This window comes from Kineococcus radiotolerans SRS30216 = ATCC BAA-149 (genome assembly GCF_000017305.1).
GTDB lineage: Bacteria > Actinomycetota > Actinomycetes > Actinomycetales > Kineococcaceae > Kineococcus > Kineococcus radiotolerans.
Genome location: NC_009664.2, coordinates 3,294,851 through 3,315,233 on the forward strand (window position 1 = coordinate 3,294,851; position 20,383 = coordinate 3,315,233).

At 76.2% G+C, this 20,383-nt stretch carries 20 protein-coding genes and 1 pseudogene; 10 read left to right on the top strand and 11 right to left on the bottom strand.

The annotated features are described in order from the left end of the window. Positions 1-79 precede the first annotated feature (79 nt). Together KRAD_RS15760 and KRAD_RS15765 are read left to right on the top strand one after the other, a co-directional pair. On the top strand, positions 80-643 hold the full coding sequence (locus KRAD_RS15760; protein WP_041292151.1) for a dihydrofolate reductase family protein: 564 nt from the start codon (positions 80-82) through the stop codon (positions 641-643). Between the two features lie 38 nt (positions 644-681). Next, positions 682-1,974, top strand: coding sequence for a D-arabinono-1,4-lactone oxidase (locus tag KRAD_RS15765; protein ID WP_012086639.1), 1,293 nt, complete (start codon positions 682-684; stop codon positions 1,972-1,974). 64 nt (positions 1,975-2,038) lie between these two features. On the opposite strand, the gene KRAD_RS15770 is transcribed toward KRAD_RS15765, so the two are convergent. The 3 genes and pseudogenes from KRAD_RS15770 to cofC all read right to left on the bottom strand — a co-directional run bounded on the left by KRAD_RS15770 (position 2,039) and on the right by cofC (position 4,583). After that, positions 2,039-2,650 carry a suppressor of fused domain protein gene (locus KRAD_RS15770; RefSeq protein ID WP_012086640.1) on the bottom strand — a complete coding sequence of 204 codons (612 nt, stop codon included), beginning with the start codon at positions 2,648-2,650 and terminating at the stop codon, positions 2,039-2,041. 8 nt (positions 2,651-2,658) lie between these two features. After that, positions 2,659-3,939: pseudogene (cofG, locus tag KRAD_RS15775) on the bottom strand (7,8-didemethyl-8-hydroxy-5-deazariboflavin synthase CofG); the annotation flags it as partial. 17 nt (positions 3,940-3,956) lie between these two features. Further along, positions 3,957-4,583 (bottom strand): 2-phospho-L-lactate guanylyltransferase, encoded by a 627-nt coding sequence (gene cofC / locus KRAD_RS15780; RefSeq protein ID WP_041292152.1) that lies wholly within the window; start codon positions 4,581-4,583, stop codon positions 3,957-3,959. A 63-nt stretch (positions 4,584-4,646) separates the two neighbouring features. Between cofC and KRAD_RS15785 the strand changes: the two genes are divergently transcribed. From KRAD_RS15785 to KRAD_RS15795, 3 genes are read left to right on the top strand one after another with little or no spacing between them, the layout of a single operon-like run. After that, positions 4,647-5,099, top strand: a complete 453-nt coding sequence (locus KRAD_RS15785; RefSeq protein ID WP_012086643.1) for a molybdenum cofactor biosynthesis protein MoaE — start codon at positions 4,647-4,649, stop codon at positions 5,097-5,099. After that, positions 5,096-6,115 carry an FO synthase gene (locus KRAD_RS15790; RefSeq protein WP_012086645.1) on the top strand — a complete coding sequence of 340 codons (1,020 nt, stop codon included), beginning with the start codon at positions 5,096-5,098 and terminating at the stop codon, positions 6,113-6,115. Before KRAD_RS15785 ends, KRAD_RS15790 begins: the two co-directional genes overlap by 4 nt. Continuing rightward, positions 6,112-7,575 (top strand): flavin-containing monooxygenase, encoded by a 1,464-nt coding sequence (locus tag KRAD_RS15795; RefSeq protein ID WP_012086646.1) that lies wholly within the window; start codon positions 6,112-6,114, stop codon positions 7,573-7,575. The genes KRAD_RS15790 and KRAD_RS15795 overlap by 4 nt, the downstream gene beginning before the upstream one ends. A 17-nt stretch (positions 7,576-7,592) precedes the next feature. On the opposite strand, the gene KRAD_RS15800 is transcribed toward KRAD_RS15795, so the two are convergent. From KRAD_RS15800 to moaA, 3 genes are read right to left on the bottom strand one after another with little or no spacing between them, the layout of a single operon-like run. Further along, positions 7,593-8,030, bottom strand: a complete 438-nt coding sequence (locus tag KRAD_RS15800) for a DoxX family protein (protein ID WP_012086647.1) — start codon at positions 8,028-8,030, stop codon at positions 7,593-7,595. A gap of 6 nt (positions 8,031-8,036) precedes the next feature. After that, on the bottom strand, positions 8,037-8,291 hold the full coding sequence (locus KRAD_RS15805; RefSeq protein ID WP_049821232.1) for a MoaD/ThiS family protein: 255 nt from the start codon (positions 8,289-8,291) through the stop codon (positions 8,037-8,039). A 31-nt stretch (positions 8,292-8,322) separates the two neighbouring features. Continuing rightward, complete coding sequence (gene moaA, locus KRAD_RS15810; RefSeq protein WP_012086649.1) at positions 8,323-9,429, bottom strand: GTP 3',8-cyclase MoaA; 1,107 nt, start codon at positions 9,427-9,429, stop codon at positions 8,323-8,325. A 154-nt stretch (positions 9,430-9,583) separates the two neighbouring features. Here moaA and KRAD_RS26110 point away from each other — a divergent pair, with 154 nt between their 5' ends. Further along, positions 9,584-9,736 carry a hypothetical protein gene (locus KRAD_RS26110; protein WP_157873624.1) on the top strand — a complete coding sequence of 51 codons (153 nt, stop codon included), beginning with the start codon at positions 9,584-9,586 and terminating at the stop codon, positions 9,734-9,736. Positions 9,737-9,833: 97 nt separating this feature from the next. On the opposite strand, the gene KRAD_RS15815 is transcribed toward KRAD_RS26110, so the two are convergent. Further along, positions 9,834-10,124 (bottom strand): WXG100 family type VII secretion target, encoded by a 291-nt coding sequence (locus tag KRAD_RS15815; RefSeq protein WP_012086650.1) that lies wholly within the window; start codon positions 10,122-10,124, stop codon positions 9,834-9,836. Positions 10,125-10,300: 176 nt separating this feature from the next. Here KRAD_RS15815 and KRAD_RS25165 point away from each other — a divergent pair, with 176 nt between their 5' ends. Continuing rightward, entirely contained in the window at positions 10,301-10,852 is a 552-nt protein-coding gene (locus KRAD_RS25165; RefSeq protein WP_012086651.1) for a DUF4031 domain-containing protein, read from the top strand. Between the two features lie 93 nt (positions 10,853-10,945). Here the strand turns inward: KRAD_RS25165 and KRAD_RS15825 are convergent, their stop codons facing one another. The 3 genes from KRAD_RS15825 to KRAD_RS15835 form a co-directional block, all read right to left on the bottom strand. Continuing rightward, on the bottom strand, positions 10,946-12,406 hold the full coding sequence (locus KRAD_RS15825) for a S1C family serine protease (protein ID WP_012086652.1): 1,461 nt from the start codon (positions 12,404-12,406) through the stop codon (positions 10,946-10,948). A gap of 114 nt (positions 12,407-12,520) precedes the next feature. Next, a complete protein-coding gene (locus KRAD_RS27625; protein ID WP_012086653.1) occupies positions 12,521-14,107 on the bottom strand; it encodes a sensor histidine kinase in 1,587 nt (528 codons plus the stop codon). Then, positions 14,104-14,823, bottom strand: a complete 720-nt coding sequence (locus KRAD_RS15835) for a response regulator transcription factor (RefSeq protein WP_012086654.1) — start codon at positions 14,821-14,823, stop codon at positions 14,104-14,106. Before KRAD_RS15835 ends, KRAD_RS27625 begins: the two co-directional genes overlap by 4 nt. Before the next feature lie 70 nt (positions 14,824-14,893). Here KRAD_RS15835 and KRAD_RS15840 point away from each other — a divergent pair, with 70 nt between their 5' ends. Continuing rightward, positions 14,894-15,679, top strand: a complete 786-nt coding sequence (locus KRAD_RS15840; RefSeq protein ID WP_012086655.1) for a HipA family kinase — start codon at positions 14,894-14,896, stop codon at positions 15,677-15,679. Further along, positions 15,672-16,064, top strand: a complete 393-nt coding sequence (locus KRAD_RS15845; RefSeq protein ID WP_012086657.1) for a DUF3037 domain-containing protein — start codon at positions 15,672-15,674, stop codon at positions 16,062-16,064. Before KRAD_RS15840 ends, KRAD_RS15845 begins: the two co-directional genes overlap by 8 nt. Before the next feature lie 61 nt (positions 16,065-16,125). Here KRAD_RS15845 and KRAD_RS15850 read toward each other — a convergent pair whose 3' ends face one another. After that, positions 16,126-18,135, bottom strand: a complete 2,010-nt coding sequence (locus KRAD_RS15850; protein WP_012086658.1) for a PhoX family protein — start codon at positions 18,133-18,135, stop codon at positions 16,126-16,128. Between the two features lie 192 nt (positions 18,136-18,327). Here KRAD_RS15850 and KRAD_RS15855 point away from each other — a divergent pair, with 192 nt between their 5' ends. After that, on the top strand, positions 18,328-20,376 hold the full coding sequence (locus KRAD_RS15855; protein WP_012086659.1) for a M3 family metallopeptidase: 2,049 nt from the start codon (positions 18,328-18,330) through the stop codon (positions 20,374-20,376). Positions 20,377-20,383: the final 7 nt, after the last annotated feature.

Sequence of the window (20,383 nt, forward strand, 5' to 3'; positions counted from 1 at the left end):
CTCCCCGCCGGGGGCGATGACTTCCGGCGCCGCGTGCGGTCGGATGGGTACGACCCGCCCCCGGCGACAGGAGACCACCGTGCGCACCCTCATCGTCACCGCCTTCACCTCCCTCGACGGCGTCGTGGAGGCACCGGGCGGCGAACCCGGCTACCGCAACGCCGGCTGGACGTTCCGGACCGTCGAGTTCGACGAGGCCGTCTACGAGATCAAGGGCCGCGAGCAGGAGGAGACCACCGCCCTGCTGCTGGGCCGCACCAGCTACCAGGCCTTCGCCCCGGTCTGGCCGACCATGGACGACTTCGCCGGGTACAACGCCATGCCCCGCTACGTGGTGTCCACCACCCTCGAGCAGGACGACGAGCGCTGGCCCGCGACGATCCTGCGCTCCCTCGACGACGTCGCCGCGCTCAAGCGGACCGACGGCGGCCCGATCGCGGTGCACGGCAGCGCGACCCTGGCCCGCTCGCTGGCGGACGCGGGTCTGGTGGACCGCTACCACCTGCTGGTCTTCCCCGTCCTGCTCGGGGCCGGGAAGCGGCTGTTCAGCGACACCGACAAGGACGAGCAGCGGCTGGCGGTCCTGGAGGCCCAGACCTACGGCAACGGGGTCACCAAGCTGGTCTACGACGTCGTCCGGTGAGCCCCGGGGGACGGCCTCGCGTCGATTACCGTCTCCCCGTGAGCACCTCGACGACGTCGTCCACCGGCACCACCACCACCGCCCCCGGCGTGAACTGGGCCCGCAACTACGCCTTCAGCGCCGGCACCCTGCACCGGCCCACGACCCTGGACGGGCTGCGGGCCGTCGTCGGGTCCACGGCGCGAGTGCGGGCGGTGGGAACGCGCCACTGCTTCAACGACATCGCCGACTCCCCGGGCGACATGGTGACCCTGGAGGCGCTGCCGGTCGAGGTGGAGGCCGACTCCGCCGCCGGGGCGGTGCGGGTGAGCTCGGCGACCAGCTACGGCGTCCTGGCCCAGCGGTTGCAGGACGCCGGCCTGGCGCTGGCCACGATGGCCTCGCTGCCCCACATCAGCGTCGGCGGCGCGGTCGCGACCGCGACCCACGGGTCGGGGGACCGGACGCAGAACCTCGCCGCGGCCGTCCGCGCGGTGGAGCTCGTCACCGCCGACGGCGACGTGCGGCGCGTGCAGCGCGGGGACGGGGAGTTCGCCGGCAGCGTCGTCGCCCTGGGGTCCCTGGGCGTCGTGACCCACCTGGAGCTGGACGTGCTGCCGACCTACGACGTGCGCCAGGACGTCTACTCCGGGTTGTCGTTCGAGGCGTTCACCGAGAACTTCGACGCCGTCACCTCCGCGGCCTACAGCGTCAGCGTCTACACGAACTGGATCGGGACCGACACCACCCAGGTGTGGCTGAAGACCCGCACGAGCGACGCCGCCGAGGCCCCCGCCGAGCTGTTCGGCGCCGTCCGCGCGGGCGAACCCCTGCACCCGCTGCCCGAGGTCGACGTCCGCAACGCCACCGAGCAGCTCGGCGTCCCCGGGCCCTGGCACGAGCGGCTGCCGCACTTCCGGTTCAGCTTCGCCCCCAGCAACGGCGAGGAGCTCCAGGTCGAGTACCTCGTCGCCCGCGAGAACGCCCTCGCCGTCGTCGCCGCGCTGCGCGAGCTCGGCCCCTCGATCGCGCCGCTGCTGCACATGTGCGAGATCCGCACCGTTGCCGCCGACGACCTGTGGCTCTCCAACTCCCACCAGCGCGACAGCGTCGCCTTCCACTTCACCTACAAGCAGCGCCAGGCCGAGGTCATCGCCGCCATCGCCGAGGTCGAGGCGGCGCTGTCCGGGCTGGACGTGCGCCCGCACTGGGGCAAGCTGTTCGCCGCCGACGCGCAGCGGATCGCGGGCCTCTACCCGCGCTTCGACGACGCGCGGGCGCTGGTCGCCCGCCACGACCCCCGCCGGAAGTTCGCCAACGCCTACACCGACCGGGTCGGGCTGACCGCCTGAGCGTCCGCGAGGGGCCGGACCCCCGTGCGCCCGGCGTCCTCCCCGGGCCGTCCCCGGCCCGGGGTCAGAGCGGCAGGGGGTCGCGTCCCACGTCGTGGAACTCGACCTCGGCCTCGGCCAGGCGCGTCTCCAGCGCGTCGAGGCCGCGGTCGAGGAGGAACCGGCGCTCCCCCTCGTGCAGGGGCACCGCCTGCAGCCAGCGCACCTCGGTGCCGCCCTGGAACTCGTCGGCCTCCAGCCGGTAGCGCGCCAGCCGCGGGAAGGTGCCCGGGGCGGTGAGCAGCAGGTGCTCGGTGCGCCCGCCCAGCAGGTCGGCGACGACGCCGGGGAACACCGTCCCGGGACGCAGCGGCCACGCCTCGCCGACGGCCGCGAACGCCGACGCCACCAGCAGCCCCGTCGCCAGCCGGGGTTCCACCCCGCCCAGGACGGTCACCAGCTCGACCCGGACGTCGCTGCCGTCCACCCGGTTCGGCGCGCGGTGCAGCGTCAGCGTCGAGACGGAGGTGAACCCCGCCGCCGGGGCGTCGCGGGCCGTCAGGACGTCCAGGGACCGCGTCCCGTCCCGGTTGAGGTGCTCCTCGATCTCCGGGCGCCCGTCGGGGACGAGCTGCTCCCCGACGAACCGGGCCATCCGGACCTCGGCGTCGGTGGGCGGGGGCGCCTCGGAGCTCACGCGACCACCCGGCCGACGGGCCGCGCCGACTCCTCGGCCAGACCCGTCACCGGGTCCGCGAGCGCCGCGAGGGCGGGGTGGAGGGCGGCGTCGATCCAGCGCGTGGACCCGGCGAGGGCGTCGAGCACGAACCGCGGGTGGGCGGTGAGGCGCTCGGCGAGGCGGAACCCCGCCGCCCGGGTCGTGCGGGCCAGGTCGTCCAGCTGCGGCCAGGGGCGCTCGGGGTTCACGTGGTCGGGGGTCAGCGGGGACACCCCGCCCCAGTCGTCGACGCCGGCGGCGAGCAGCTGCTCGCGCTGACCGGGGTCGGACAGGTTCGGCGGGGCCTGCAGGGAGACCCCCGGCCCCAGCAGCAGGCGGGCGACGGCGATCGTGGCGAGGTACTCGGAGTGGTCGAGGTCGTCCTCGCCGCGCATGGCGGTGTCGTCCTTGGCGCGGAAGTTCTGGACGATGACCTCCTGCACCCCGTCGAACTCCGCGACGACGTCGCGGATCGCGAGGATCGAGTCCACGCGCTCGGCGGGGGTCTCCCCGATGCCCACGAGGATCCCGGTGGTGAAGGGGACCCCGGCGCGCCCGGCGTCGCGCAGCACCCGCAGCCGCAGGGCGGGGTCCTTGTCGGGGGAGCCGTAGTGGACCTGGCCGGGTTCGGTCCACAGCCGGGTGGAGGTGGTCTCCAGCATCATCCCCATCGAGGGGGCCAGCGGCCGCGAGGCCAGCAGGTCCGCGTGGGTCATGACCCCGGGGTTGAGGTGCGGCAGCAGCCCGGTCTCGTCCAGGACGCGGCGCGCCAGGTGCTGCACGTACTCCAGGGTGGAGGCGAAGCCCCGCGCCGTCAGCCACGCCCGGGCCGCGGGCCAGCGGTCCTCGGGGGCGTCGCCGAGGGTGAACAGCGCCTCCTTGCAGCCCATCGCCGCGCCCTCGCGGGCGATGGCCAGGACGTCGTCCTCGGACAGGTACAGCACGGGCAGCCGGCCGGGGACGGTCGCGAAGGTGCAGTAGTGGCAGCGGTCCCGGCACAACCGGGTGACGGGGACGAAGACCTTGCGGGAGTAGGTGACGACCCCGGGCCGGCCCGCGGCGGCCATGGCCGCGTCGCGCACCGGCGCGGCCAGCGCGCACAGCGCGCCCAGGTCCTCGCCGCGCGCGTGCAGGAGGACCTCGGCGGTGGCGGCGTCGAGGTCGCCGCCCGCCGCGGCACGCAGGGCGGCGGCGAGGTCGCCGGGCGGGGGGACGGCGGCCGCCGGGGCCGCGTGCCGGCGCCGGGGGGAGGGGAGGGAGTCGCTCATGGTGCCTTCCGGTCCGGTCAGGTCAGCGGGATCGCCGCGGCGGCGAGGGCCTCGCGGGTGCGGGGGCCCACCCCCAGGGCGAGGGCCTCGGCCAGGTCCTCGACGGTGTCGACGTCGCGGCGCAGCGAGGGCAGGGCCGCGCTCAGCGGGCGCGCCCCGGCGTCGAGGTGGGCCCGGGCCGAGCCCGGCCCGAAGCGGTGCGGGGGAGCGCCGTCGCGGTCGGCGAGCAGCACGCTGCCCCGGCCGTCGGCGTCGGTCACCAGCGCCGGTCCCGGCCGGGCCAGGGCGTCGGCGAGCGCCGCCCCCAGGTCCTCCGCGCGCAGCGCCGGCAGGTCGCCGAGCAGGACGGCCGTCGGACCGCGCTCCAGGCACGTCACCCCGGCCTCCACGGCCGCCGCGAGACCGGGCCGGCCCGCGGAGACGGTGACGGCTCCCGCGGAGCGCGCGGCGGCGGTGACCTCGGGGTCGTCGCTGACGCAGACGACGAGCCCCACCCCGGGGGTGCGCAGGCACACCGCGAGGCAGTCCAGCGCCATGGCCAGCGCCAGGGACCGGCGGGCGGGACCGGGCAGGGCCAGCCGGGACTTCGCCCCGTCCCCGCCCTTGACGGGGACGACGACCCGCCAGCCGCTCACGTGCGTCACCGGGGGAGTCTCCCCCACGGCCCCGGGGCGGCGACACCTGCCCCGGGTCCCTACCCTCGGTCCGTGAGCACCCCTCCGCGGTTGACCGTCCCCGCCCGCCGGGTCGTGCGGACCGCCGTCGGCCCCGCGCCCCTCGACGTCGACGAGCACGCCCGCCTGGTCGGTGACCGCGCGGCCGGGGCGGTCGTGACCTTCGCCGGGGTCGTCCGCGACCACGATCACGGCCGCTCGGTGCGGGAGCTGGAGTACGTGGGCCACCCCACCGCCGACGCCGTGCTGGCCGCCGTCGTCGCCGAGGTCGTCGCCGACAGCCCCGTGGACGCCGTCGCGGTCAGCCACCGGCTCGGGCACCTGGCCGTGGGTGACGTGGCGCTGGCCGTCGCCGTCTCCGCCGCGCACCGGGGGGAGGCGTTCGCGGTGTGCGCCCGGCTGGTCGACGAGGTCAAGGACCGGCTGCCGGTGTGGAAGCACCAGCACTTCGACGACGGCACCTCGGAGTGGGTGGCCTGCCCGTGAGCGCGGTGAGGGCCGCGCTGGCCGCGGCCGCCCGCGACCACCGCGCGCTCGGCGACGCCGAGGCGGTCGCGCTGCTGGGCGCCGACGGGGCGGAGCTGGAGGAGCTGGCCGGGCTCGCGGACGCGGTGCGCCGGGCCCGGGTGGGCGAGGACCTGACGTTCGTGGTGAACCGCAACCTCGACGGCACCCGCGTGGGCGACCCGGCCGCGCGCGGCCTCCTGCACGACCTCGTGCAGGAGGCCGCCGCGCTCGGGGCGACCGAGGTCTGCGTGCAGGGGCCGGTGCCGGCCTCCGCGGGGCCGGAGGGCTACCTGGAGCTGGTCGAGGCCGTCGCGCGGGCGGCACCGGGGATCCACCTGCACGCCTTCCGGCCCCCGGAGCTGCTGGAGGCCGCGCACCGCCGCGGGTCGAGCCTGCGCGCGTTCCTCGTCGCGGCCGCGGGGGCGGGGCTGGGGTCGGTGCCCGGCACGGCCGCGAAGGTCCTCGACGACGACGTCCGGACCGCGCTGAACGGCGGGGTGCCCGACCTGCCGGTGGCGCGCTGGGTGGAGACGGTCGTCACCGCGCACGAGGTGGGGCTGACCTCCACGAGCACCCTGGTCCACGGCGGTCCGGAGACCCCGGCGCAGCAGGTCGCGCACCTGCGGCTGCTGGCCGGCGTGGCCGCGCGGACGGGGGGCTTCACCGAGTTCATCGCCATGCCGTCCCCCGCCGGCCCCGGCCCGTCGCCGCGCGCCACGCGGGCGCTGCACGCCGTGGCGCGGCTGCTGCTGGACGGGTACGTCGACCACGTCCAGGCGGCCTGGCCCAAGCACGGCCCGGACCTGACCGAGCAGCTGCTGCGCGGCGGGGCCGACGACCTCGGCGGGTTGCTGCTCGACGGTTCGCTGGACCCCGCGGCCGGCCAGGAGGCGGGCACCACCCTGAGCCGCGAGGGGGCCGCGGCGCTCGCGGACCGGCTGGGCCGGCCGCTGCGCCAGCGCACGACCCGCTACGGCGAGCCCGCGGTCCCGTGACCGGCGCCTCGGCCGGTCCCGCGACCGAGGTCGACGTCGCGGTCGTCGGTGCGGGGTTCGCGGGGATCGGCGCGGCTCTGCGGCTGGCCCGCCGCGGCCGGGAGAGCTTCGTCGTCCTCGAGCGCGGGGACGACGTGGGCGGCACCTGGCGGGACAACACCTACCCCGGGGTCGCCTGCGACGTGCCCTCGCACCTGTACTCGTTCTCCTTCGCCCCCAAGCCGGACTGGTCGCGGGTGTTCGCGCCGGGGGCGGAGATCCAGGAGTACCTGCGGGCCTGCGCCCGGGAGGTCGCGGGGAACCTCCGGCTGCGGACCGAGGTGCTGCGGGCGCGGTGGGAGGGTTCCCGCTGGGTCCTGACCACCTCGACGGGGCCGGTGCGGGCGCGCGTCCTGGTCCTGGCGGCGGGGCGCCTCACCGAACCCCGCACCCCCGCGCTGCCCGGTCTGGACGGGTTCGACGGGCCGGTGTTCCACACCGCGCGCTGGGACCACGCCGTCGACCTCGCCGGGGCCCGGGTCGGGGTCGTCGGGACGGGGGCCTCCGCGGTGCAGGTCGTGCCCCGGATCGCGGGGACCGCGGCCCACCTGACCGTCTTCCAGCGCAGCGCGCCCTACGTCGTCCCGCGCGGGGACCGGGAGTTCAGCGCGGAGGAGCTGGCGGGGTTCGTCGCCGACCCCGCCCTGCCGGCGGCGCTGCGGGAGGAGACGTTCACCGAGATGGAACGGGGCCTGGCCGCGCGCCGCCTCGTGGCGCAGGCCCTGGACCCGTTGCGCCGCAGGGCGCTGGACCACCTCGCGGCGCAGGTCCCGGACCCGGTCCTGCGGGCCGCGCTGACCCCGGACTACGAGGTCGGGTGCAAGCGCGTCCTGCTCTCCGACGACTTCTACCCGGCGCTGGGCCGCGACGACGTGACGCTGGTCGCCTCGGCGCTGCGCGGGTTCGAGGGCCGGACGGCGCGCGCCGCCGACGGTTCCCGCCACCCCCTCGACGTGCTCGTGCTGGCGACGGGCTTCCACGCCGCCCGCCAGCCCTACGCGCGCCGCGTGGTGGGGCGCGGGGGGCTGACCCTGGACGCGGCGTGGTCGGGGGGGATGGTGTCGCACGCCTCGACGGTGGTGCACGGGTTCCCGAACCTGTTCGTCCTCGACGGCCCGAACGCGAGCCTGGGGCACAACTCCGCGCTGCACGTCATCGAGAGCCAGTTGGGGTACCTGCTGGGGGCGCTGGAGCACCTGGAGCACCACGCCGGGGCGCTGGAGGTGTCCGCGGCCGCGCAGCGGGCCTACACCGCCGACGTCGACGCGATGGCGGCGGCGTCGGTGTGGCTGCGGGGCGGGTGCTCCAGCTGGTACGTCGACGCCCGCAGCGGGCGGCTGACGCTGCTGTGGCCGGACACCGCGGGGGAGTTCCGGCGGCGCAACGGGACCTTCGACCCGGCGCCGTTCCTGGCGGGCTGACGCGCCGGTCCGGTCCGTCAGGCGGGGCCGCGGCGGGCCCACCACGACCGCGCGGCGCGCCAGGCCCCGGTGGGCCACAGCGCCCACGCGACGAGCACGGGCTGGAACAGCAGCCGCACGGCCCGCGCGGTGTCGCTGTCGAGGCCGAAGGCGTCGGTGCGGGTGACCAGCTGGGAGACGTTCCCGGGGAGGACGGCGACGAAGAAGACCGCGGCCGCGGCACCGGCGAGCGGGCGGGCGGGGCCGCGCCAGGCGAGGAGCAACGCCCCGCCGAGAGCCAGCTCCACCACCCCGGAGGCGACGACGACGAGGTCGGGGTCCAGCGGCACCCACGGCGGGACCTGCGCCTGGAACTCCCGGCGCAGGGTGGTGAGGTGACCGGTCCCGGCGGTCAGCAGCACCAGCCCCAGGCCGCCCTGGGCGAGCGCGCGGGCCGCGCTGCGGACGGTGGGCACCGCGGCTCAGCCCCCGGCGAAGGGGGGCAGCACGTCGAGGGTGACCCCGGGGGTGAGCTCGTCCCCGGGCCGGGCCGCCACGGCGTCGAGGAGGAAGCTGGAGGCGGCCAGCACCTTCGCGAGGTCCGGCCCGCGCCCGGCGAGGCGCTCGACGAGAGCGTCCAGCGTCGTCCCGGCGGGGACGGGGAGCTGCTCCTCCTCCCGGCCGGCCGCCGCGGCGGCCCCGGCGAAGAACCGGACCCGCACCACGACCTCGTTCACCTGCGGTCCACCTCGCACCTCCACGCCGGGTTCACCCACCGATCGCGCTCATCGGGCGGGTGGGGTGCAGGAAGGCCGGGTCGTCGATGTCGTGCCCGGCCAGCTTGCCCCACATCGCCGACCGCCAGGTGGCGGCGAGCGCCGCGTCGTCGGCCCCGCCCCGCATCGCGTGGAGCAGGTCCGTCTCCGAGGTCGAGAACAGGCAGGTCCGCACCTGACCGTCGGCGGTGAGCCGGGTGCGGTCGCAGTCGCCGCAGAAGGGCCGCGTCACCGAGGCGATGATCCCCACGTCGCCGAGCACCCCGTCCGGGCCGCGGCCGCCGGGACCGAGCACGTCCCAGGTCTCGGCCGGGGCGGCCCCCCGCGCCGCTCCCGGGCGCGGGCGCAGGGTGAACTCCCGCTGCAGGGCGGACAGGATCTCCTCGGCGGTGATCATGTCCTCCCGGCGCCACGTCCCGTGCGGGTCCAGCGGCATCTGCTCGATGAAGCGCAGCCGGTAGCCCCCGGCCAGCGCCCAGCGCAGCAGGTCGGCGGCCTCGTCGTCGTTGGTCCCGCGCAGCAGGACGGCGTTCACCTTGACCGGGGCCAGCCCGGCCGCGGCGGCGGCCTCGACGCCGGCCAGGACGTCGGCGTGCCGGTCCCGGCGGGTGATCTCGGCGAAGCGGTCCGGGCGCAGGGTGTCCAGCGACACGTTCACCCGGGTCAGGCCCGCGTCGGCCAGGGCCCGGGCCCGGTGGTGCAGGCCGATGCCGTTGGTCGTCAGCGAGGTCCGCACGGGTTCGCCCTCGTCGGTGCGCAGGGCCGTCGTCGCGGCCACGATGCGCTCCAACCCCTTGCGCAGCAGCGGTTCTCCGCCGGTGAAGCGCACCTCGCGGACCCCGAGGTCGCGTACGGCGAGGCGCACGAGGCGCACGACCTCCTCGTCGTCGAGCACCCGGGCGCGGTCGAGCCAGGGCAGGCCCTCGGGCGGCATGCAGTAGTGGCAGCGCAGGTTGCAGCGGTCGGTGAGGGAGACCCGCAGGTCGCGGGCCGTGCGGCCGTGCTGGTCGGCCAGGGGGCCGGACCCGAACCGCGCCGCGTCCGCACCGTCCCTCGGCGGACGCCGGAGGCGGGGCAGGCCCAGGCTGACGGTGGTCACGGGGCCAGCGTAAGCGCGGTCGCCGTTCCCACCTCCCCAGCGGTCCGTCGTGATCCTCCGTGTGGTGCTGGTCACTAGGGGTTGAGTTCTGCCTCGAGTCGCCCGATGCTCTCCTGACCGGTAAGGTGAACGGCAGATGAACAGGAGGTGGCACATGAACAACACTCAGACCAAGGCCGCGTCGACGGTGGGCAGCACGCCCACGGCGCAGTGGATCGAGGTCCGCGACGCGTCGGGCCGCCGGCACATGGAGATGCGCTGGAGCGTCCCCGGTGCCCAGCCCGCCCCGCTGGCCCACGCCGCCTGAGACGGTCCCCCCCGTCGACGCCCGCGCGTCGACGGACCCGGCCGCACCGCGCGGCCCCGCACCGGACGCGGGGCCCGCGGTGCCGCACCCGGGCCCCTCAGGGCGTGAACATCCGGGCGTTGGCGCTCTCCACGTCAGCGTACTGCCGCCCGGCCTGGGCCAGCGCGCGCTGGATGTCGTCCAGCGCGCTCCGCACCCGGTCCTGGGTGCCGCGCCACTGCCCGGACAGCGCCTGGAACCCGGCGGCGGCCTGACCCTTCCAGCACGACTCCAGGTCCAGCAGGTGCCGCACCATGGCCTCGACCTCCGCCGCGATGCTGCTGGACGACCTGGCGACGGCCGCGCTGGCCTGCTCCACGCGCGCGCTGTCGACCTCGAACCGGCTCATGGGATCCTCTTCCTCCTCGCGGGACCCGCCCGCGGACTCGTGAACGGCCGGACCACCCGAAGGCCCGGTGCACGAGGGAACGTAGGTCCCCGCCCGAGGAGCCCCGCCGCCGTTGTCCACCACCCCGCCGCCGCACGGTCCCCGGTCCCCCCTGTGGACCCGCGGATGACCCGCCCGTGACCGTCCTCGTCGACAGCGCGCGCTTCCCCGCCCACGGACGGTGGTGGGCCCACCTCGCCAGCGACACCTCGACGGCGGAGCTGCACGAGTTCGCCGCCCGGCTCGGGATCGCCCGGCGCGCCTTCGAGGGCGACCACTACGACGTCCCCGCCGAGCTCGTCGACGCCGCCGTCGCCGCCGGCGCCCACCCGGTCCCCACCCGGGAACTGCTGCGCCGGTTGCAGGTCGCCGGCCTGCGCACCCCGAAGCGGCGCGGCGAGAAGGTCCTCGCGACCGGCGTCGAGGACGGCCGGCGCGTCGACGTCGTCCGCGCCCGCGCCGTCCCCCTCCCGCACGGCACCCACCACCTCGTGCTGGAGGACGGGGGAGCGCGCGTCACCGCCGAGCTCACCGGCCGCGTGCTGGGCTTCCGCCGCCGCTGGACGCGCACCGCCGCCGGGACCGCGGTCGTCCACGACGGGCTGTGCGCCCCCGACGGGCCCCTCCCGCCCGCCGGGTCGGCCCGGGCCGGGGACTGGTGGGCCCCGCTGCTCGTCCCCGAGGCCTGAACCCGGGCCCGAGGACCGGGCAGCCCGAGCACGAGGCCCCGGACGCGCGCAGGCCCCGCCCCGAGCACCGGGACGGGGCCTGCGCGGGTCCGCTCAGCCCTCCGCGCGGGCCGCCAGCGTCACCCGCAGCGTCTGCTCGGCCCCGTCGCGCACCACCGTCAGCTCCACGGTGCTGCCCACGGCCTTGCCGCGGATCGTCGCGGTCAGCGACTCGTACCCGTCGACGGTCCGGCCGTCCACGGCGGTGACGACGTCGCCCGCCCGCACCCCCGCGCCGGCGGCGGGGGCGCCGTCGGTCACCGCGGCGACCTGCGCGCCCTCGCGGGTCACGTCGCCCACCGTCACCGACGCCGGCTGCTCGGCCAGGCTCACCCCGAGCCACGCGTGCTGCGCCGTCCCCGACTCCACCAGCTGGTCGGCGATCATCCTCACCTCGTTGGAGGGGATCGCGAAGCCCAGGCCGATGCTGCCCGACTGGCTGGAGCTGGAGGCCGAGCTCAGCGAGGCGATCGAGGAGTTGACCCCGATGACCTTGCCCGAGGAGTCCAGCAGCGCCCCGCCGGAGTTGCCCGGGTTGATCGCCGCGTCGGTCTGGATCGCGTTGGTGGCCGCGGTCTCCCCGGTCGTCGGCTGCTGGCCGAACGGGCTCTGCGACGGCGCCTGCTCCTCCGCCGAGGTCAGGACCGGCCGGTCCAGGGCGGAGACGATGCCCGTCGTGGCGCTGCCGGAGAGCCCCAGCGGGTTGCCCAGCGCCATCACGGCCTGCCCGGCGACGACGTCGTCGGAGTCGGCGAAGGTGGCGGCCACGAGGTCGGCGGGCGGGTCGGTGAGCTGGATCACCGCGAGGTCCGTCGCCGGGTCGGTGCCCCTGATCGTCGCCTCGTACTGGCGGCCGTCGTCCAGGGTCACGGTGATGGTCGCGCCGCTGCCCAGCCCGGCGACGACGTGGTTGTTCGTCACCACGTGGCCCGCGGTGTCGTAGACGATGCCCGAGCCCTCGGCGCTGCCGGAGGCGCCCTGCACGGTCACGGCGACGACGCTGGGGGCGACCGCGCTCACGACGGCCTGCCAGTTCACCGTCGTCTCGCTGACCCCCTGGACGCGGGTGCTGCCCGAGCTGGTCGAGGTGGTGGCCGCGGTGCCCGCGGTGTCGTCGAAACCCCCCACGAGGGCCCCGGTCAGCGCGCTCGCGGCCAGGGCGCTCGCGATCGCGGCGCCGGCCACCCCGAACCAGCCCGGGGAGCGGCGCGGGCCGCGCCCACCGCCCCCGCCGCGGCCGTGGTCGTCCCCCCCGCCGCCGGGCGGGGTCGGGCCCCCGGGGGTGGCCCACGGGTCGCGCTGGCCGTGCTGCGGGCCGGGGGACTGGTCCTGCGGGTGACCGGGCCGGTCGTACCCGGCCCGGTTCCAGTCCCACGCCTGGGGCTGGGTGGGGGCCGCGTCGTGGCCGCGGGCGCCGTCCTCGCCGCGGGCCCAGGTGGAGACGACCCCGCCGGCTGCGCCGGACGGGACGTGCTCGCCGCCCTCGGGGGTGTGGCGCTGGTGGGAGCCGTTCATCCTCGTTCACCTCGCGGAGTCGCAGGTCTGGGTCTCGTGCCGGGCGCGGGGACCGCGCTCACACCACCCAGTAACGGCCACCAGCCTGCGGGGCCACCCGGAGCCGCCTGGAACCTAGCTGTGAATCGGCGAGGCACCCCGGGGCTCCCCGCCGTCCACCCCGTCGTCGGCGTCCTCGTCACCCAGGGGGTCCGGGCCCGCGGCGCGGAACCGCACCCGGAAGGTGGCGCCGCCGCCCGGCGTGGGGACCACCGCGACCGTCCCGCCGTGCACCTGCACCACCGTGGCCACGATGGCCAGGCCCAGGCCGGAACCCCCGCCCGTCCCGCGCCGGCGCGAGGAGTCCACCCGGTAGAAGCGCTCGAAGACCCGCTCGGCCTGCTCCGGGGTCAGGCCCGGGCCGTGGTCGCGCACCTCCACCACCGACTCCGGCCCCGAGGGCCCCGGCACCCGCCCGACCGCCACCTCCACCGGCGTCCCCGCCGGGGTGTGGTGCACGGCGTTGGCCAGCAGGTTCGTCAGGACCTGGCGCATCCCGGACTCGTCGGCGAGCACCACCGCGGACCCCGGGCCCACCCCCTCCGCCACGCCCACCAGCCGCACGGCCCGGTCGGGGGCCAGGGCCCGCGCGTCGTGCACGGCGTCGGAGGCGACGACGGCCAGGTCGACGGGTTCGCGCACCACCGCCCGCCGCCGCTGCGCCTCGTCCAGGCGCGCCAGCGCGAGCAGGTCCTCCACCAGCCGGCCCAGCCGCGTCGACTCGCCCTCGATGCGGCCCATCACGTGGGCCACGTCGTCGGGTTCGCGGACCGCGCCCTGGCGGTACAGCTCGGCGAAGCCGCGGATCGCGGCCAGCGGGGTCCGCAGCTCGTGGCTGGCGTCGGCCACGAAGCGGCGCATCTGCTCCTCGGAGCGCTGCTGGGAGCGGAACAGCGCCTCGATCTGGGTCAGCATGGTGTTCAGCGCGGTCGAGAGCCGGCCGATCTCGGTGCCCGGCGGGGCGCCGGGCACCCGCTGGGACAGGTCGCCGGCCGCGATGGCCGACGCCGTCCGCTCGATGTCGTCCAGCGGGCGGAAGCTGCGGCGGACGGCCAGGGCCGCGGCGAACCCGCCGAGGACGAGCACCGCGACCGAGACGGTGAGGGCGATGGTGCGGAAGTCCGACACCGTGCGGCTGGCCCCGGACAGCGGCAGCGCGACGGCGACGTTGACGGCCGCCCCCGTGCCCGTCACCGCGGCGGGGAAGACCAGCACCCGCCACGGGTCCCCGCCCCCGTCGTCGGGGACGGTGAACGCGCCGCCCTGGTGGGTGGCGACGTAGTCCGCGGTCAGCCGGGCCAGGTCCGGGGCGTTCACGCACGGGTCCGAGGGGCGCGCCCGCGTGCACTTCTCGACGGCGTTCGCGCCGTCGGCGTCGGCGAACTGCACGTAGTAGTCCGACAGCAGCAGCGACTCCGCGGACTGGTTGAAGGCCGGCCACGCGCTCTGGACCGCGGCCTTGCCCTTCTGCGCGAGCTGCTCGTCGACCTGGGTGCGCAGGTTGTTCTGCAGCAGGTGCAGCGACACCAGGCTCGTCACCGTCATCGCCGTCAGCAGCAGCAGGACCACGATGACCAGCAGGCGCACCCGCAGCGGCAGGCGCGCCTCGGCGGCCCGCACCCGCGCCCCGGCCGCCCGCCACCGGGGCGGGAGGGGACTCATCCCGCCGATTGCGCGACCCGCAGGACGTACCCCACGCCGCGCTTGGTGTGGATGAGCGGTTCCAGGCCCTCGGTGTCCAGCTTGCGGCGCAGGTAGGAGATGTAGCTCTCCACGATCCCGGCCTCGCCGTTGAAGTCGTAGTCCCACACGTGGTCGAGGATCTGCGCCTTCGACAGCACCCGGTTGGGGTTGAGCATCAGGTACCGCAGCAGCTTGAACTCGGTGGGCGACAGCTCCACCTCCCGCCCGGCCCGGCGCACCTCGTGGGAGTCCTCCTCCAGCTCCAGGTCGTGGAACACCAGCCGCCCGGTGTCCGGCCCGTCCACGCCCCCGGTGCGGCGCAGCACCGCGCGGATGCGGGCCACGACCTCCTCCAGGCTGAAGGGCTTCGTCACGTAGTCGTCGCCGCCGACGGTCAGGCCCGCGACCTTGTCGGCGGTGTCGTCGCGGGCGGTGAGGAACAGGACCGGGACGGCGCGCCCGCGCTCGCGCAGCTTGCGCGTCACGGTGAACCCGTCGACGTCGGGGAGCATCACGTCGAGGACCACGAGGTCGGGGCGGAAGTCCTCGGCCAGCTTCAGGGCCTCGGCGCCGTCCCCGGCCGAGGCGACCTCGAAGCCGGCGAAGCGGAGGCTGGTGGCCAGCAGTTCGCGGATGCTCGGCTCGTCGTCGACGACGAGCAGCCGGGCCTCCGGGGAGGAGCTCGCAGATCTCACGGGACCCAGTCTGCGCCGCCATCCTGGGAGAGCGCTGGGGACCCGCCCGGCGGGGTGGGAGGATCACCGGGTGCTGAGGACGGTGACCGCCACCCGCTACGTCGCGCCCCTGCGGGAGGGCGGGAGCCTGCCGGGGCTGTGCGAGGCCGACGACCTCGGGACCTACGTGGTGAAGTTCCACGGCGCGGGGCAGGGCCGGCGGGTCCTGGTCGCCGAGGTCCTCGCCGCCTCCCTCGCCGGCGCCCTGGACCTGGCCGTCCCCGAGCTCGTCGTCGCCGTCGTCGACCCCGTCATCGGCCGCGGCGAGCCCGACGAGGAGGTGCAGGACCTGCTCCTGCGCTCGCCGGGGGACAACCTCGGGATGGACTTCCTGCCCGGGTCGCTGTCCTTCGACCCCGTCGTGGACCCCGTCGACGCCGGCTGGGCCGCGCGGGTCCTGTGGTTCGACGCCCTCGTCCTCAACGTCGACCGGTCCTGGCGCAACCCGAACTCGCTGTGGTGGGGCGGCAGACCCTGGCTCATCGACCACGGCGCCGCGCTGTACTTCCACCACGACTGGTCCCGCGCGGGTGCGAGCGTCGACCGGCCGCTGCGCCACGCCGAGGACCACCTGCTGCTGGCCGCCGCGGCCGACGTCGCCGACGTGGCCGACGCCTGCGCGGCCGCCCTCACCGACGACGTCCTGCACGCCGCGGTCACCGCGGTCCCCGACGGCTGGCTGGAGGGCGAGCCGGGCTTCGGGAGCGCCGACGACGTCCGCGCCGCCTACCTGGACTGGTTCAGCGCCCGGCTGAGCGGGCCCCGGACCTGGGTCGCGGAGCTGGCCCGGGTGCAGCGGGAGGCGCGTCGTGGCTGAGGCGCTGCACGTCTTCGAGTACGCCGCGGTGCGGGTGGTGCCCCGGGTGGACCGCGGGGAGTTCCTCAACGCCGGGGTCGTGCTGTGGTGCCGTCCCCTGGACCACCTGGCCGCCCGCACCGCGCTGGACGTGACCCGCCTGCGGGCGGTCGCCCCCGACCTCGACGTCGACGCCGTCAGCCGCCACGTGCTGGCCTGGGAGGCGGTCTGCGCGGGCGCGCCCGCCGCGGGCGCGGCCGCGGCGGAACCCCCCGGCGTGCGCTTCCGCTGGCTGGTCGCCCCGCGCTCGACGGTCGTGCAGACCTCCCCGGTGCACTGCGGTCTCACCGCCGACCCGGTCGCGGAGCTGGACCGGCTGCTGCGCGCCCTCGTCACCGGCCCCTGACGCGGCCGGGGCGGCCGGGGGAGCCGCAGCTCCGCCCGACCGCCCCGGGGCGGTGCGCCGGTCAGGCCCGGCGGACCTGCACGACCGACGGGCGCGGCTGGCCCGTGCCGTCGTAGGGGAAGGTCGAGGCCGGGTCGTCGATGGTCGCCCCGTCGACCTCACCGGGGTGCTGCACGGCGACGAACACCGTGCGCCCGTCGTCGGCGATGACCGGCCCGCAGGTCTCCGCGCCCGTCGGCACCGAGAGGAACTGCCGGACCTGGCCGCGGTTCGGGCCGTCGACGACGACCTCGTACAGGCCGTCGTTGGAGCCCAGCGTGTTGCCGTCGGTGGAGATCCACAGGTTGCCCGTGGTGTCGAAGGCCACGTTGTCCGGGCAGGAGATCGGCGAGACCTGCGCGGGGTCGAAACCGCCGAAGTAGGTGCTCTGGTCCTCCGGGTCGCCGCAGACGAGGACGAGGTTCCACGAGAACGTGGTCGCCGCGGCGTCGTCGCGCGCCTCGACGATCTCCACGACGTGCCCGTCCTTGTTGAGCGGGCGCGGGTTCGCCTCGTCGACCCCGGGCTGGCCCAGGGTGCCGCGGCGGGTGTTGTTGGTGCAGGCGACGTACACGCGGCCGTTGACGGGGTTGCGCTCGACGTCCTCGGGGCGGTCCATCTTGGTGGCGCCCACGACGTCGGCGGCGGCGCGGGTGTTCACCAGCACCTGGTCGATCGACATGCCCGGCACCACCGAGCGGCCGCCGCGGGTCAGCTGCACCCAGCGGCCGCGGCCGTCGTAGCGCTCGTCCTCGATGCCGTCGCCCTCGAAGACCGCGACGTAGAGGTCGCCGTCCTCCAGCAGGCGCATGTTGTGCTTCCGGTCGCCCTCGCGGTACGTGCGCTTGGAGACGAACTTGTAGAGGTACTCGAAGCGCTCGTCGTCGCCCATGTACGACACCACGCGGCCGTCGGCGGCGAGGGAGACGGTGGCGCCCTCGTGCTTCATGCGCCCCATGGCGGTGTGCTTGCGCGGCGTGGAGGTCGGGTCGGAGGGGTCGACCTCGACGATCCAGCCGAAGCGGTTGGCCTCGTTGGGCTCGTTCTCGGCGCTGAAGCGCGGTTCGACGCGCTCCCAGGCGCGCCCGCCGCTGCCGTAGACGCTGTAGCGGTCGCTCTGGCCGCCCTCGACCTCGGGGGAGGAGAAGTAGCCGTTGAAGTTCTCCTCGCCCGACAGCACCGTGCCCCACGGCGTCGTGCCGCCGGCGCAGTTGCCGAAGGTCCCGACCGGCGTGCGCCCCTGCGGGTCGGCCTCGGTGCGCAGCGCCTTCGCGCCGGCGGCGGGGCCGGTGAACCGCATCGGGGTCATGGGCGTGATGCGGCGGTTGAAGTCCGAGCCGCGCACGTAGCCCCACGGGGAGTCCGCGTCCGCCCGGCGCAGTTCGACGACGGACATGCCGTGGGCGGCCAGCGAGATGCGCAGCTGCTCGTCGGTGGCGCTCTGCGCGTCGACCCAGTCGCGGAACATGAGTTCCTCGTTGGTGTACTCGTTGTTGCACACCAGCAGGGCCCGGTTCGGGTCCTGCAGGGGGACGATGGTGGTGTAGTCGTTGTTGTAGCCGAACTGCCCCAGCTGGGCCTCGGCGGTCTGGTTCTCGAAGTCGAAGTCCGGGGCGCCGGGCAGGATCGGGTCGCCCCAGGAGATCAGCGGCGCCCAGGTCCAGCCCGCGGGGACGTCGAAGGAGTCGACCTCCGCGGACACCGGGGCGATGACGTCGAAGTCCACGACGTGACCGGGGTCGAACGGGTCGGCGAGCAGGTTCACGTCGTCCCCGCCGCCGAAGGCGCTGGCGGGCTGGGCCTGCGCCACGGCGGCCCCGGCGACCCCCAGCCCGACGAGGCCGGCCAGCACGCCGCGCCGCGACACCGCGGCGCGCACGACGTCGCCGAAGTAGGCGTTGCCGGAGTGGTTGGGGGCGGGGACCGCGCACGAGGTGGCGCAGCGGTAGTGGCACGTCATGGGGCTGCGGCGGCCGGCGGGGGAGTACGGCAGCAGGTCCAGCAGCGGGCGGCGGTCGTCGGTGGCGGTCACGCGATCTCCTGGAGTGGGGGGGAGCAACCGGGAACCGGTCTCACCGCGGACGGTAGGGAAGGGCGCACCCCGGCCCGGTGTCCTGCGGGTGCCCTGCCGGTGAACAGCTGTGGACCGCTTGCGAGCATGGTGAGGCTCTCCTGAGCCGGTGCCGGCGCGCCCGCACCCGGGCCGGTGGGGCAGCATGCCCGCATGAGCCCCCTCGCCGCGGACAACCCCTTCGCCGCCCCCAGCGACCTGCCGTTCGCGGTGCCGCCCTTCGACCGGATCCGCGCCGAGCACTACGCCCCGGCCTTCGAGGCGGGGATGGCCGAGCACCTCGCCGAGGTCGACGCCCTCCTCGCCGCCGACCTGGACGCCGCGGCCTTCCTCGACGCCCTGCAGTCGGCGGGGCAGCTGCTCGGGCGCGCGGAGGCCGTGTTCCACAACCTCGTCGGCACCGACGCCGACGACGCGCTGCGCGCGGTGCAGGAGGAGTTCTCCCCGCGGCTCTCCGCCCACCACGACGCCGTGCGCCTGGACCCCCGGGTCGTGCAGCGGGTCCGGGAGCTGCACGAGGACCCCGCCCCCGACCTCGACCCCGAGCAGCGGCGGCTGCTGACGGAGCTGCACCGCGACGCCGCGCGCTCCGGGGCCCTGCTCGACGAGCCCGGCGCCGCCCGGCTGCGGGAGCTCAACGAGGAGCTCTCCCGGCTCACCACCCGGTTCGACGTCGAGCTGCTCGCCGACACCAACGCCCTGGCCGTGCACGTGGACGCCGCCGCCGACCTGGAGGGGCTCGGGGCGGGGGAGCTGGCCCGCGCCGCCGCCGCGGCGGGCGAGCGCGGCGGGTACCTCCTCCCGCTCGTCCTGCCCACCGGGCAGCCGGTGCTGGAGTCCCTGCGGCGCCGGGAGACCCGCCGCCGGGTCCACGAGGCGTCGGTCTCGCGCGGCGGGCGCGGCGGGGAGCACGACACCCGCGCCGTCCTGCAGCGCATCGCCGCGCTGCGCGCCGAGCGGGCCGTGCTGCTCAGCCACCCCGACCACGCCTCCTGGGTCATCGCCGACGAGACCGCCGGGGACGTCGAGGCCGCCGCCGGCATGCTGCGCCGCCTCGCCCCCGCGGCGGTCGCCAACGCCCGCCGCGAGGAGGCCGAGCTGACCGGGCTGCTGCTCGCCGACGGCGAGGAGGGACCCCTGCGGCCGTGGGACTGGGCCTACTACGCCGAGCGGCTGCGCCGGCAGCGGTTCGCCGTCGACGCCGAGGCGCTGCGGCCGTGGTTCGAGCTCGAACGCGTCCTCGTCGACGGGGTCTTCGCCACCGCCACCGCCCTGTACGGGCTGACCTTCACCGAACGCACCGACGTGCCGGTGTTCTCGCCCGACGTGCGCGCCTTCGAGGTCGCCGACGAGTCCGGTCCCCTCGGCCTCTACCTCTTCGACCCCTACGCCCGGGAGTCCAAGCGGGGCGGGGCGTGGATGAGCTCCTTCGTCGAGCAGTCCCGGCTGCTGGGGCAGCGGCCCGTCGTCGTGAACTGCCTCAACGTCGCGAGGCCCGCCGCGGGCGATCCGGCGCTGCTGAGCGTCGACGAGGTCGAGACCCTCTTCCACGAGTTCGGCCACACCCTGCACGGCCTGCTGTCCGACGTGCGCTTCCCCCGGTTCTCCGGCACGAGCGTCCCGCGCGACTTCGTCGAGTTCCCCTCCCAGGTCAACGAGTTCTGGGGGTTCGAACCCGAGGTCCTGGCCCGCTACGCCCGCCACGTCGAGACGGGGGAACCGCTGCCCGCCGACGCCGTCGACGGCCTGCGCGCGGCCCGCGGCTACGGCCAGGGCTTCGCCACCACCGAGTACCTCGCCGCCGCCCTGCTCGACCAGGCCTGGCACCGCCTCGCCCCCGGGGCCCTCGACGGGGCCGCGCCCGAGGACGTGGAGCGGTTCGAGGCCGAGGCCCTGGCCGAGGCCGGGGTCGCGCTGGAGACCGTCCCCCCGCGCTACCGCAGCACCTACTTCCACCACGTCTTCGGCGGCGGGTACGCGGCCGCCTACTACTCCTACGTGTGGAGCGAGGTCCTCGACGCCGACACCGTGGAGTGGTTCGCCGAGAACGGCGGCCTGCGCCGGGAGAACGGCGACCGCTTCCGGGCCGCGGTGCTCTCCCGCGGCGGCAGCGTCGACCCCCTGGAGGCCTACCGGGAGTTCCGCGGCCGCGACGCCCGCCTGGAACCCCTGCTGCGCCGTCGCGGCCTCGACGGGGCCTGACCGCCCG

Bases quoted from the DNA above. Each gene is read 5' to 3' on its own strand.
- KRAD_RS15855 (WP_012086659.1), top strand. From the start codon at position 18,328: ATGAGCCCCCTCGCCGCGGACAACCCCTTCGCCGCCCCCAGCGACCTG.
- KRAD_RS27625 (WP_012086653.1), bottom strand. From the start codon at position 14,107: ATGAGTCCCCTCCCGCCCCGGTGGCGGGCGGCCGGGGCGCGGGTGCGG.
- KRAD_RS15825 (WP_012086652.1), bottom strand. From the start codon at position 12,406: ATGAACGGCTCCCACCAGCGCCACACCCCCGAGGGCGGCGAGCACGTC.
- KRAD_RS26110 (WP_157873624.1), top strand. From the start codon at position 9,584: ATGAACAACACTCAGACCAAGGCCGCGTCGACGGTGGGCAGCACGCCC.
- KRAD_RS15815 (WP_012086650.1), bottom strand. From the start codon at position 10,124: ATGAGCCGGTTCGAGGTCGACAGCGCGCGCGTGGAGCAGGCCAGCGCG.